Here is a 13,498-nt window from a genome sequence, read left to right on the forward strand (position 1 = left end):
ACTCTACGGAGTCCCTTTTTTATCTTTCCATTCTAAATACATATGACGAATAACCTGAATTGGAGAATGTAGTAGCATCCGCGGACCACCATAGCGCATGATTTCTCGAACTTTTTCACGGTATATAGGTGCATAGCAATGCGTTTTGCACACACTACAAAATGTCTTATGCGCCATATGTGGGCATACATCGATGCGATGTTGCGCATACTGCCATACCTGTTCACAATCTTCACAGAGTTTTCCTTTGGGCGTATGATGCTTGTCATGACAATAGATGCCAACAATTTGGTACATAGTTTTTAATTCTAACTTGCGCTTTTCATCAACTGTCATATATGTCTCCTATTGTACACACCACGTAACCCAAGCTACTTTATCTACCGTACAATTTGTAATTTCACCATTCACAGCTAATGGCTCAATTAGGTTTCTAATTTCTTCTTTCATCGCATCCATAGTACCCCATCCATTATTATGGAGACGCATTGTAAAGTACTCAACAGCCTTATCGAGGCTCATCACCTCAGTTTCAGGCACTATTTTATAAGTGACTTTCACATTATGCCCCATCTCGTGAATAGCGGCTAAGGATTCCTCCATTTTATCATGCCAAGGGAATGCATCTCGACCAAAAAAATGATCTGACAGCATATCAACGATTTCATCGTGTCGCTCGCTGAAAGCTACCCACAAACAAGTATTTCGACTCGTGTCATGCATAGCACGAATATTGTCTACATCATACATGACAGGGCAGAAAAAGCTATATGCAAAATCAAAGGTTTTATCCCATTTTAGTTTGATTCTTGTTTCATCAGACCAAGGAGCAATATATAGGCTCACATCTAGCCCTTCTCTATCAGCTAATTGTTTAGCTCCTCGAATCATGCCATCAGACAAATCAATGCCTGTCGCCTTATAACCCTCTCGTGCTAAACCAAGCGCATAATCACATACGCCACAGCCCACATCAAGGACACTAGCCCCTGCGAGTGGTAATAGATTTTCTTCCTTTACAAATGAAATAAAATTAGTTACTTGGGCCTTACGATCCTCGCGGTTATGTAATTCCACAAAAAATGTAGACCGATTGTTCCACGCATCCTGTTCATCACGCCAATCCTCGAGATCAACAGATACTTCTCGTATTGTATTGTTCATTATATATCCTCTACTATGATAATTTGTATACTAAAATAAATATAGTTAACACAATATCCATATAGCCTCATTATTTCAAAATGGGCCGGTTTAGATTATGATATGGATACTATATATTTTTATTGTATATTATTCTCAATAAATTTTGTGTTACTATAGTCACATTTACATATATTATCTAAAGTATCGAATATCCTATTCTATATATTTACATTATATCTGATAAAATATATCGTATAGAACGTCCCTTGCCAATCTGTTTAAGTCGCCCCTTCTCCACTAATCGTCGTAATACTCTACCGCTCGTGGCCTGTGCTACTTTTAATTCTGTATCAACATCACTCCGTTTGATGCTTCCACAATCACGAACTAGATTAATGATCTGCTCTTCTTGCTGATAGCTAATTTTAGGTACATTATGTTCAGATATAGGCTCATCGATATTGCAATTTGGTAATATTAATTTAAATGCATTAGTAGTCACAATAATTTGAGGTTTAACTGTTTTATTTTTATAGGCATCCATAATTTTTTGTAAGCCTGTCCCATAGGCTTCAATTAATTCTAACCGATAAAATACATTAGCTAATTTGGGATTCCGGCACAATGAAAACCCATCTAATAAAATATCGTCTAAACTAGTTCTAGGTGGCAAACCACCAAGCGATGTAAACTCAATACGATTATCATATATGCCTATGGTTGGACTAGCCATATACGAATAATCTCTATGAACTAGCATATTTAATAATGCTTCACGAATAGCAATCTGTGGATAGTCTCGTTTATCCTTTCTATGAAGCCCTTCAATAGTGGCTTTAACTGCATTTCGATTATCTATATACTCGTACGCTTCATATAATTGATCTAATAAGGCCCCTCTGATTTCACGCCTATCTCTAAAAATATATCCATCGGCTCCCTGAAATACTGCAATTTTCAACTCATGAGGACATTGATCAGACAATAGTAACCCCAGATTGGTATAAATATCATCAAATTCAGTAATGCCTAAGGTTCTTTTTTGCGGATCATTAAAAGCTATTGATTTACCATCAAATTCACGTTTTAACCGTTTAAATGTTAATTTTTGTTGTAAGGATCTAATGCTTTCGTAACTATCTCCGTCAGTATCGCGAATCATATCCTTAATTAACATGTCACTAGCTGGCACAGAAGCGAAACCTTGTCGCACATATACACCACTAGGCTTTAAACCCTTACTATGAATGTAATACGGTCTTAATGTACCACGTTGAACTGTAATTTTTAATATATTTCTATCATGTTCTACTAAATTGTCATAGTGAATAAACGCAGTAATATCTGGCTTAATAGAGTCTCGTAGTGAATTACCTATTTTTAACATAAGTGCATCACAATCCTCTACGCCTATAACATCGCCATTATCATCAACACCTACATAAATAGTACCGCCATTAGTATTGGCAAAGGCGATGATTTCCTTTCGAATATCCTCTGTATATTCTCTTTTCAACTCTATTATTTCCGATTCTTTATACATATAAACCTCCTTTCTAATCTAATCTAATCTAATCTAATCTAATCTAATCTAATCTAATCTAATCATATTATACTATTTTAATGATTAGAAAACAATATATTTCATTATTTTCCAATAATCATTAAAAGGGACTATACCCACATGCAATATATTTGCATAAGGTATAGTCCCTTATAGTTAGATAATTTATTTTTTATCATCTTGCTTAGTTTCTTCTGTATCTACAGATTTACTAAGCTCATTTTGTTTTAAAACTTGTTGTTCTAATTCTTCCACGCTAGCTGGTTTTTCTGGTTGTTCAGCTGGTTCTTGTTGTTTAGGAGCGTTAGTTTTCTTATCAAATGTATCTCTAAGTTTATCAGTACCTTCTTTCGCTAAATTTTTAATAGCTTCTGGATCTGCACCGCTGAATTCAGCAAGGGCTGCTTCATTCTTAGGATCAAAGAAAGGAGCTTGTTTAAAGCCTAACATAGCTGCTACAAACACCATTGGAATTTGAGCGATAGCACTATTGTACTCTTTAACTTGGAAGTTATAGATTTCCCGTTTATTAGAAATGAAAGTTTCATTTTCACTAATCGCTTCTAAAAATTTACCATATTGAGTATCTGCTTTTAACTCTGGGAATTGATTGGCTAAAGCCGTAATGTTCTGAACTGCTTTTGCTGTTTCACGAGCCATTTCCACGAAATTATCAGATACTTTCAATTGAATATTTTTTTCATAATCACCGTATTTATCAACTAAACCGGCAAATTGATTTACAATGGCTACCTTTTTCTCGTAAGCTACGATAATATTGGCGCGTGCTTCTTTAATTTCCACAGTTAAGCTTTGTAAAGAATTATATTGCTTAATAAAGAACACTGCGAGGGCCAATATTAGTATAAATATTAATGAACTCATTTAATACTCTCTCCATTCTTATAAAACTATAATGAATAAATTTTACAATATTATACCACATCAAATATATGACTGATATGAAGTTTCATTCATGAAGTGCAAACTATAGAATACATTTTATGAACCTGTCATAAGCCGATATACTAAAGTTCCGCCATCAGTATCAACATATTCTAAGCCCTCAAAAGATTCATTATTACCTAAATCTTTATAAGCGAGTTGATTGTGAATCTTCCTTAATAACTCTACATTGGTAAAGTATTTTCCATTATCTGCAGTTAGATACGCTTTAATATCAGTTTGAAATACACCATCAATACGGTTTTCTTCATCTAAATCAGTTATATCAACAATATGCTCATTACTTCGTACCTGTTCAGAACCTGTAATAAAAGCTTCATAAACGATGCATACCTTACGACTATTAATAGCGATGCCCTTCGGATTCCAATTAGCTTTATTATCCTCGATATAATTAATGATATCCAAGGTGAAAGCATCATTACTCACATACTCTTGATTAGAAAAAGCCCAATACACCGAGGTCAGTACATCATAAGTACTAGGAGTATCCGCTAATTTCTTTTCTACTAATTTTCTGGTTTCCCTTTTAAGCAAAGGCTTTTTAATAATATAGAACACCACCATTGTAGGGATCAACATAGCCGCTAATACTGGTATCATGCGGGGCAAACTAGCCATTGTACCACCTGCTCGCCCTGCTTGCGAATGAGCAGTACTTAGATTTTGATTTATTGTATTCGCCGTATCCGTCATATAATCTAAAAGCCATGGACTTTCAAACATACCAGCTATAATAGCAATCAGTATTAAAGTAACTACAGTAACACAGATAGCGAATAATTGTTTAGCCACCTTATTACAAACCATTTCCTGCTCCGCCAAGGACAATACATCCATCTCAGGTATGCCTTTGCTCCATTTTGCGGTTCGTGCATGTGTGTCCATTTATATCTCTCCTATTAATAAATGTAAATAATACATCAACGTTGACTTACTATAATAATTATTTCATACATTACTTATATTTATTATAATATAGAGAAGGAGGACTTAAAAGTATGGAAAAATATATGATAATCCTAATGTTTGTATTAGTCGCTATTGCTGTCACATTTGCGACTTATAATCTATCTATTATTAGAGCTATGCCTCCTGAAGAACGTTATAAACTTCTTTATTTTACAGATGATCAAGTCTCTATAGGCATTGGATTAGTAAGAAGAACCTATAAATTAAAAGATATTCGAGAGGTGCGTTTCTCTAAAGGGAAAAAATTCCGCAGCATGGGTAGCTGGGCCGGAAGAATGAAGATTTGCAAAATAAATGGTAAAACAAGTCGTTGGATAGAATTTGATGGTACTGTCTATTACAAAAAAATGGTATATATAACTAATGAAGAAACCATTGATAAATCAATAGACCTACTCATGAAGGAATTTAGATCTAGAGGAATTCAATGTAATAAATATAGATAGTAACATATAAAAACGGCTTCTCAAAATTTCGAGAAGCCGTTTTCTATTGGTGCGCCTAGCAGGATTCGAACCTGCGCACCCGGTTCCGGAGACCGGCGCTCTATCCCCTGAGCTATAGGCGCATGTGTACTAAAGAATTATACCATATTACAGCATGCTTCGATAGTACAAAGTATATAAGCATATAGAATGCGCCTCTAGTATTAGCTAATCATAAACTAATACTAGAGGCGTATTATACTATATATTCTTTTGAATGACCTGTAGGAGTGCATCACAGCTACGACTGACATCATCATAGGTTTCGTCAAAGTTTCCCGTATACCAAGGATCCTTTACATCTCGGCTTTCACCAACAAAGGTCATAGCCTTATGCACCTTATGATCCACATCATCACCGATAATACGACGTAAGTTTCGTGCATTATTTTCATCCATGATGATGAGGTAATCAAATGTATGGTAATCATCTACAGTCACTTGGCGAGCCTTACGACGAGTATAAGGAATACCCATTTCATCTAATTTTTGTTTAGTCCCATAATGGGTATCATTTCCTATCTCCTCACGAGATGTAGCAGCAGATTCGATATAAATAGAATCAGTCAAACCTGCCTCGTTAACGATATGCTTCATATAAAACTCTGCCATCGTAGAACGACAAATATTACCATGACAAATGAATAAAATTTTAACCATCATAACTCCTATAGTATCTAACCAATCACTGAGGTATTAACGTACAAAGTTCGTAGATACGTTTTTCTCTGTGTCTGGATATGGTACACCTTGCTCTTTAGCTACAGCAAAGCTACGCATCATCCAAATCATATTTCTTGCCAAGTTACGCATGGTTTGCATGCCTTCTTCATCTTGCTTCGCATCCTCTGCTACTAGGCCGTGGCTAATATTCCAATACGTAGAGCCTGCAATTGGCATTTGAGAAATACCAAAATATTTATTAAGCACATCAAAGGATGCGGTTGTACCACCACGACGAGCTACAGCAATAGATGCACCAGGTTTAAAGGCAAATGGATTTGGCTTTACGCTTTCTGCACTATAGAATACGCGATCTAAGAAGGATAAAACACGTCCACTAGGATGTGCATAGTATACAGGTGTGGCAAAGATAAAACCATCTGCATCTTTCGCTTTTTCTACGAAGGCATTTACATCATCATCCTTAAATACACATTCGCCATGCTCAAAACAATAGCCACATTGAATACAGTCTCGAATTGGCTTATTACCAAGTTGAATGACCTCTGTATCTACATTAGCATCACTAAATACCTTTTGTACCTCTTGTATAGCTTGCATTGTTGTACCGTTTACATGGCTACTACCATTTACAATCAAAACTTTCATATTCTATTCTCCTCATTCTTACTTAAGAAGTTGTATAAGCTCTAGTTTTTATATATTAGCATAGAAAAATGAATTTGTTAAATTAATAGATTTTCTTGCTGTAACATACTAATTATGACATAATAACGGAAAAGATGCCCGAACCCTCTTTTCAGAATTAAAGAAGGAATAACAAAAGCTATTAGTTAATGATATAAAATCAACTGATAGCTTTTTAGTATTAAGAGGCTGTTTTGTTACAGCCTCTGGCTTTAAACTACAAAATAATTAAGTAATGTATTATTCAATTAGAAATTATGTCGTACCCCCGCATCGATACGCCATGTATTATCTATAGTAGCACCAAAGTTTTTAGTGAATGTACCATATAAATATGTGCTAGGACGAACGCTCCAGGAACCGCCAATTTCGGCATCTAGCCAAGTATCTTTCAAATCTAGTTCAGTTTTTACTGTTGGATTACCTGGTGCAGAATAGGTTGTATTCATCTTACCAGAGAATTCATGAGCCAATGCAAGTTTTGCAAAGATATTGGATTTTTCTGTTTCTTTACCAATGCCAAAGCCTAATCGACCAACGGCGGAGTTAATGCCGTCTGCATTCACATGCATAGAGCCACCTCCAGCAATATTGGCATCATAGGATACGCCATTCAAACGACCTACGATGAATTCTACGCTAGGGTCGATGTAGAAGCCATTTTGTTTCTTAATGCGCTTACCGTATTCGGCGCTCAAGGATGTACCAAATGTGTGGTAATCACCGTTCACACGTTGACCGCCTACCGAATAAAGTTTGTAATTATTGGACAAACGGTTTCCACGAGCGATGATGTCTAGATAGCGACCATCATCATGTTGTTTTGTGCCATATAACGCAAGGCCTCCAATTTTACCATCACCACTGCCAACGGCGTAAGAATTGCTAGATGTACTGTAATCTAGAGCACCACCAAAGATCCAGCCATTCGATACCTTATGGTCATAACCAACTTGAACGCCATTATAGGTCATACGAGCATCAGCACCATCTGTAATCTTTGATTTACCACCAATATATTTAGCCCATACACCTTGATCTGTATTAGCTAAACGAAGGTCGCCTAAGCGGCGTTGTAAATCATTTGTATTATTACGCCAAGCCATGGCAGTAGATGCTAGCGCGGATTTTGTACCACTTACCAACGAAGATTCACCATTATGTTTAACAATCGCTGTATTACCTACAACAAGATTACCTTGTGCATCAAATGCATCTGTACCAAGTTCTGCAACAGCTGCAGGGCGTGTCACGCCTTCATTGATTTGAACTGCGGTGGCTAGTTTCTTATCATTGCCAGTATATTGTAATTTGTTGGCCAATGATTGCATTTCAGCGCGGTAACTTGCATCATCAGTCAAGTTCTTAGCACTATCCCCTTGTACAGTTACATGGCTGTTATCTGCCGCGTGTTGTATAATGATTTGCCCCTTGCCTTCTTCACTAGCTGGCACACCAGCCTTGTAGTCCGCTTTCACAAAACCGCTATAATTTTGAATCGTAATAGGACGTGCATCAATAGGATGGATAATACCTGCCGCAGTTGGATTTGCACCACCTACGAGATTACGCACCTTACTCCCCTTATATAGATACGCCGCATTATCCCCAGAAGGACGTTCTTTTTTAGGAGTAGGTCGTTCCATGCCAAGCCATTCATTATTCCAAGTAGCCCCATTTTGTAGGTAAATATCAGCACCGGAATTATGCGGATTTTTATTACTTTCAGCATATTCATTCAAAATAGCACCACTAAGGCTAGAGTTAGATGTTGTGAAAGCTAACGCTATATTAGTAGGGCTTTCATTATGATTTGGATCGCGCCCATAATCCTTGTCGATTAAGCCCACATTACCAACGGCAACTAAGTCCTTAGAACCAGGCTGTTTACCATCAGAACCTGCATTCACGTATACATCACCTTCTTCGGCTACTACAGAATAGGTATCAGATGTTTCTACAGGATGAGTGATAATCTTACCGCCTCCATCAACAAGGATATGACCTCGTTGATTGACTTGTAAACCAGAGCCGATAGCATCGATATCTACATTACCTTTAACGTGAATATTGGTATCCCCAAAATCTCGATCAGGATTATCCTTGCTAAGACGTGGCACCTTACCGCCGTAACCAGCATAAACAGCACTCATATAATAGTGACCAAGATCTCTTTTGGCTGCTGGTGCATCATTCTTTAACCGTACAACAAGATCTTTATCTACCGTTAGTTGTGAACCAAATCCATTATAGATACCTGTTACATTTTTACTTTTACCTGCATCGGTTAAGCTTTTTCCATGTACATTAACCGTTAACGTATCCGTAATATGTTTAACTTCAGGTGTTGTTTGTACAGGTGAGCCCATTGTTAAACCGAGCAGTTCTTCTGCTTTATCACTAGACACATTGATTTCAGTAGCCGATGCAGAATAGGACATTCCAGTTAATACTAATACAGCCATCACTGCAGCTATATGACGTGGTAGTTTCATAAAAATCTCTCTTCTTTCTTATCTATAAACACGGTTCTCTCACGAAACGCGTTCAAACCATTATACACAAAAACCTAGAAAGACCCCCTAAGTCCAACTTAGGAGGTCTTTTTTATTCACATACACTGTGAATTTATAAATCAATGATTATTCAGGATCAATAATAAAGGACAATGCGCTGAAGTATTTATTTTGTTCACCTTTAGTTTGAGTTGGGAAGCCTACTTCAACACCTACTACGTTAAGGCCATTAGCACTTACTGTAACAGTTGCTTTACCGTTTGCATCAGCTTGGCTTTCATTAGTAAGATCGTTGATTACGTCCTTAATAAGTGGAGCATTAGCATATGGTTTGCCTTCTTTTAATACTTGGATTTCATAAGTATCACCTTTTCTGAGGGTCAACGGATTAACAGAAGGGATGATTTGAATAAAAGCTTCTTTATTGTTTAATGGTTTTGCATCAGCGTTCCAGTAGTGAACATCGTATTTGATAGCATGTGTACTTTTTGTAGCGCCTGGAACTTCTGTAATTGGTTTATGTACAGTTTTGCCATCTTTATCTTTGGTCCAATAACCATAGTCAAAGTCAGTTACTGTAATACCCAATTTATCATTTGGTACAACTACTACATTTTTTTCATGTTTAATAACTTGTACAGGAATTACCATGCCATTGTTATCTAAACCAATGATGCTTTTTACCATTTCTGGGCTATAAGCATCATCTACAGGGCCTTCGCCAAGTACTAGCGCTTTTTCATCTAAACGGTTAGCAAAGAACACGCCATGTGCATCAACAGAAGAGCATACACAGCCTGCAGCTAAACCTACAGCAAATAAGGATGCTAATAATTTCTTATTCATAAGAACCTCCATAATCAATAATTTATATCAACAAACTTGACATTATTATACAGCGTTCTAGATGATTCGTATATACCGATACCCCTATAACCACGAGTATTATGCGAATTTTATATATTCGGCTATTACTATATCAATCATACATAACTGATAATTTTATCATCTTATTTTCATATGGATATAATAAATAGGAATATCTTATGTAGAATTTATATGTATATATACATAACAAAAACGACGCCCTACTTAAGAGCGTCGTCATATTTATCTTGTATACATATTATTTTTTATTTTTTGCAGCTTTCGCACGTGCAGTACGATCAAGGATTGTTTTACGCATACGAATGCTTTCAGGTGTTACTTCAACAAGTTCGTCATCGTTGATCCACTCAAGAGCTTGTTCCAAGGAGAAGATACGAGGTGGCGTCAAGCGAACTGCTTCATCAGAGGAGCTAGAACGCATGTTAGTAACATGTTTTTTCTTACATGGGTTAACATCCATATCAAGTTCACGAGTATTTTCACCGATAACTTGACCTGCATACACATCTTGGTTAGGACCAACGAACAATGTACCACGGTCTTGCACAGAGTTCAAACCATATGGAGTAGTTTCGCCATTTTCAAAGGCTACCAAGGCACCGCGCGTACGGGAAGGAATTTCTCCTTTGTATGGTGCATAGCCATGGAATACATGGTTCATAATACCATTACCTTTTGTAGCTGTTAAGAATTGTGCGCGGAAACCGATCAAACCACGTGCAGGAATTACGAATTCCATACGAAGGTAACCAGCTAATTCAACCATGTTAGTCAATTCAGCTTTACGTTGACCAAGGTTTTCCATTACTGTACCCATGAATTCTTGTGGTACGTCGATAGTCAATGCTTCTAATGGTTCACACAATTTATCGTTAATAGTTTTAAAGATTACGCGAGGTTTACCTACTTGTAATTCATAACCTTCACGACGCATTGTTTCAATCAACACCGCCAAGTGCAATTCGCCACGACCAGATACTTTGAAAGCATCTGCAGAATCAGTTTCTTCTACCTTCATAGAAACGTTAGTTTCAACTTCGCGGAACAAACGATCACGTAAGTGACGGGATGTAACGAATTCACCTTCGCGACCTGCGAATGGAGAGTTGTTTACAGAGAATACCATGGACAATGTTGGTTCGTCGATGGAGATGGATGGTAATGCTTCAGGATTTTCAGCATCTGCTACAGTTTCGCCGATATTGATATCGTCGATACCAGCGAACGCAATGATATCACCCATTTCAGCTTCCTCAGTTTCAACACGGTTCAAGCCATTGTATGTATATACACGACCGATTTTCGCTTTACGAGTGCTTTCACCAGTCATGATAGCTACTTGTTGGTTAGGTTTCATTTTACCGCGAACGATACGGCCTACTGCGATTTTACCTATGAAGTTATCGTAATCAAGTGTAGTGATCATGAATTGAAGAGGACCTTCCATATCACCTTGTGGTGCAGGAATTTCGTCAATCAATGTTTGGAACAATGGTTCCATGTTCACCGCTTCGTCATCCCAGTTAGTTTTAGCCACACCAGCACGAGCAGATGCGTATACTACAGGGAAATCGAGTTGGTCATCATCAGCTTCAAGTTCCATGAACAATTCAAGAACTTCGTCTTCAACCTCTTTAACACGTTGGTCAGGACGGTCAATTTTGTTGATAACAACGATTGGTTTCAATTTTTGTTCTAATGCTTTACGCAAAACATATTTAGTTTGAGGCATTGGACCTTCGTAAGCGTCTACGAGAAGCAATACGCCGTCAACCATGTTAAGTACACGTTCTACTTCACCGCCGAAGTCAGCATGGCCTGGTGTATCAACGATGTTGATTTTGATGCCATCATGCATAACTGCAGTGTTTTTAGACAAGATAGTAATACCACGTTCACGTTCCAAATCATTGGAGTCCATTACGCGTTCTGCTACCTTTTCATTTTCACGAAACACATGGCTTTGTTTTAATAATGCGTCCACCAAAGTAGTTTTACCATGGTCAACGTGGGCGATAATCGCTACATTACGAAGATTTTCGCGAATCATAAGATCCTCCCTTTAATTCCTTTAGTATATTCTATATCATATAACGCTTGTGAAAGTCGCTATATAGGTATATTCCCAAAATTGGCAACACTTAATTATAACGTAACTAATTCAATCATGTCAAAGAAAACACTATAAAAAAAGATTTCTTATGAATTCATCATACCTAAAAAAGGATAATGGTTCATAAGAAATCTTGTATGAGTATTTAGTTTGTATTAATCTTCGCCAATCATACGTACTTCTGGTTCAAGATGCACACCATGTTGGTCATACACGCGACGTTGTACTTCAGCAATTAAATCGAGTACATCCTTCGCACTAGCACTGCCTGTATTGATAACAAATCCCGCATGCTTATGGGATACTTGCGCATCTCCTACGGATAAGCCCTTAAGGCCTGTTTGTTCAATCAAGGTTCCTGCAAAATACCCTGGTGGGCGTTTAAAGGTGGATCCTGCACTAGCAAATTCTAAAGGTTGTTTGGACTCGCGTTTCTCTGTAAGCTCATCCATTCTAGCCTTGATAACATTTTTATCGCCTGGTTTAAGCGTCATAATCACTTCGCCAATAACCTCATGATTATCATGGAATACACTATGACGATACCCAAAATCTAAATGCGATGCATCGTATTCTTTGATATTGCCTTGAAAATCTACAGCTCGAACAGCTGTAACGACATGGCTCATTTCCCCATCATAAGCACCGGCATTCATAAATACGGCACCCCCTAATGTGCCTGGAATACCAATGGCAAACTCTAGGCCAGTCAAGCCATTTTCCCATGCAAATTCAGATGCATCCTTTAACATATACCCAGAACCGATACACAATGTATTATCATTGCAATCCATAACTTGAGTCATATGTCGAACCGATACAACAGCACCACGAATACCACCATCTTTTACTAAAATGTTAGAACCGCAGCCGATTATGGTAACAGGCACTTGAAATTCATGGATGGTGCAAAGTACAAAGCTCAACTCAGCCATCGTGGTCGGTTCAATAAATAAATCGGCAGGCCCGCCAATTTTAAATGTCGTATGATGACATAAACGTTCCTGTTCACGTACACGTGTACTTGGTAAGATTTCTAATAAAGCAGTTTGTAATGCCTTAATGTTGTGGTTGTTGTTTGTCCCCATGATCTAAAACTTTCATCCCCTCAGTGATTGGCTCGCTAATGATTTTGTAAATATCATTAGACACTTGGCTCCAACGCATTTGTGCTTGCAAATAAGTAGCTGCTGCTGTATTTGCTTGAATTTGAGGCATCAACTCCTCTTGTTTTTTTTGCAATTCATCAGCTTCTGGTGCACCGGACAATCTAGCATATTCCCATTGCATTTGTTGCGCCATAAATGTGCGCACCAACGCAGTTGCTTCCGCGTCAGCTTTCACAGCCTCTTGCGCTTGCATCAACTCTTTATACTCTTCAGATTCACGCATTGCCTTTGCCAAATCATGGGCTTTATCGTAATTCATATTCATTCCTCCTCTTTCTTATACCAATTTTTGTGAAAGCCAGTTCAGC

13 protein-coding genes and 1 tRNA gene are annotated in these 13,498 nt (G+C 37.6%); 1 reads left to right on the forward strand and 13 read right to left on the reverse strand.

Features of this window, described 5'->3' with window-relative positions:
* Positions 1 to 3: 3 nt before the first annotated feature.
* The 5 genes from VTHSUH11_RS00950 to VTHSUH11_RS00970 form a co-directional block, all read right to left on the reverse strand.
* Positions 4 to 336 carry a nitrous oxide-stimulated promoter family protein gene (locus VTHSUH11_RS00950; protein WP_105092315.1) on the reverse strand — a complete coding sequence of 111 codons (333 nt, stop codon included), beginning with the start codon at positions 334 to 336 and terminating at the stop codon, positions 4 to 6.
* Between the two features lie 9 nt (positions 337 to 345).
* A complete protein-coding gene (locus VTHSUH11_RS00955; protein ID WP_105092316.1) occupies positions 346 to 1,164 on the reverse strand; it encodes a class I SAM-dependent methyltransferase in 819 nt (272 codons plus the stop codon).
* 208 nt (positions 1,165 to 1,372) lie between these two features.
* Entirely contained in the window at positions 1,373 to 2,689 is a 1,317-nt protein-coding gene (locus VTHSUH11_RS00960) for an RNA-binding domain-containing protein (RefSeq protein WP_105092317.1), read from the reverse strand.
* Between the two features lie 186 nt (positions 2,690 to 2,875).
* Positions 2,876 to 3,595, reverse strand: a complete 720-nt coding sequence (locus tag VTHSUH11_RS00965) for a LemA family protein (protein ID WP_105092318.1) — start codon at positions 3,593 to 3,595, stop codon at positions 2,876 to 2,878.
* A gap of 117 nt (positions 3,596 to 3,712) precedes the next feature.
* Entirely contained in the window at positions 3,713 to 4,564 is an 852-nt protein-coding gene (locus VTHSUH11_RS00970) for a hypothetical protein (RefSeq protein WP_105092319.1), read from the reverse strand.
* Between the two features lie 113 nt (positions 4,565 to 4,677).
* Between VTHSUH11_RS00970 and VTHSUH11_RS00975 the strand changes: the two genes are divergently transcribed.
* Positions 4,678 to 5,094 carry a hypothetical protein gene (locus tag VTHSUH11_RS00975; RefSeq protein ID WP_105092320.1) on the forward strand — a complete coding sequence of 139 codons (417 nt, stop codon included), beginning with the start codon at positions 4,678 to 4,680 and terminating at the stop codon, positions 5,092 to 5,094.
* A 47-nt stretch (positions 5,095 to 5,141) separates the two neighbouring features.
* On the opposite strand, the gene VTHSUH11_RS00980 is transcribed toward VTHSUH11_RS00975, so the two are convergent.
* From VTHSUH11_RS00980 to VTHSUH11_RS01015, 8 genes are all read right to left on the reverse strand, one after another.
* Positions 5,142 to 5,216, reverse strand: a tRNA-Arg gene (locus tag VTHSUH11_RS00980).
* Positions 5,217 to 5,334: 118 nt separating this feature from the next.
* On the reverse strand, positions 5,335 to 5,793 hold the full coding sequence (locus tag VTHSUH11_RS00985) for a low molecular weight protein-tyrosine-phosphatase (RefSeq protein ID WP_105092321.1): 459 nt from the start codon (positions 5,791 to 5,793) through the stop codon (positions 5,335 to 5,337).
* A 36-nt stretch (positions 5,794 to 5,829) separates the two neighbouring features.
* Complete coding sequence (locus VTHSUH11_RS00990; RefSeq protein WP_105092322.1) at positions 5,830 to 6,465, reverse strand: flavodoxin family protein; 636 nt, start codon at positions 6,463 to 6,465, stop codon at positions 5,830 to 5,832.
* 287 nt (positions 6,466 to 6,752) lie between these two features.
* A complete protein-coding gene (locus VTHSUH11_RS00995) occupies positions 6,753 to 8,999 on the reverse strand; it encodes an autotransporter family protein (protein WP_105092323.1) in 2,247 nt (748 codons plus the stop codon).
* A 147-nt stretch (positions 9,000 to 9,146) separates the two neighbouring features.
* Positions 9,147 to 9,866: a DUF4198 domain-containing protein gene (locus VTHSUH11_RS01000; RefSeq protein WP_105092324.1), complete on the reverse strand. Its 720-nt coding sequence runs from the start codon at positions 9,864 to 9,866 to the stop codon at positions 9,147 to 9,149.
* Positions 9,867 to 10,146: 280 nt separating this feature from the next.
* On the reverse strand, positions 10,147 to 11,958 hold the full coding sequence (typA, locus tag VTHSUH11_RS01005; protein WP_105092325.1) for a translational GTPase TypA: 1,812 nt from the start codon (positions 11,956 to 11,958) through the stop codon (positions 10,147 to 10,149).
* A 218-nt stretch (positions 11,959 to 12,176) separates the two neighbouring features.
* Positions 12,177 to 13,109, reverse strand: a complete 933-nt coding sequence (gene murB, locus VTHSUH11_RS01010; protein ID WP_105092326.1) for a UDP-N-acetylmuramate dehydrogenase — start codon at positions 13,107 to 13,109, stop codon at positions 12,177 to 12,179.
* Positions 13,081 to 13,449, reverse strand: coding sequence for a YlbF/YmcA family competence regulator (locus tag VTHSUH11_RS01015; RefSeq protein ID WP_105092327.1), 369 nt, complete (start codon positions 13,447 to 13,449; stop codon positions 13,081 to 13,083). Before VTHSUH11_RS01015 ends, murB begins: the two co-directional genes overlap by 29 nt.
* Between the last annotated feature and the right edge of the window lie 49 nt (positions 13,450 to 13,498).

The organism is Veillonella tobetsuensis (assembly GCF_002959935.1).
Lineage (GTDB): Bacteria > Bacillota > Negativicutes > Veillonellales > Veillonellaceae > Veillonella > Veillonella tobetsuensis.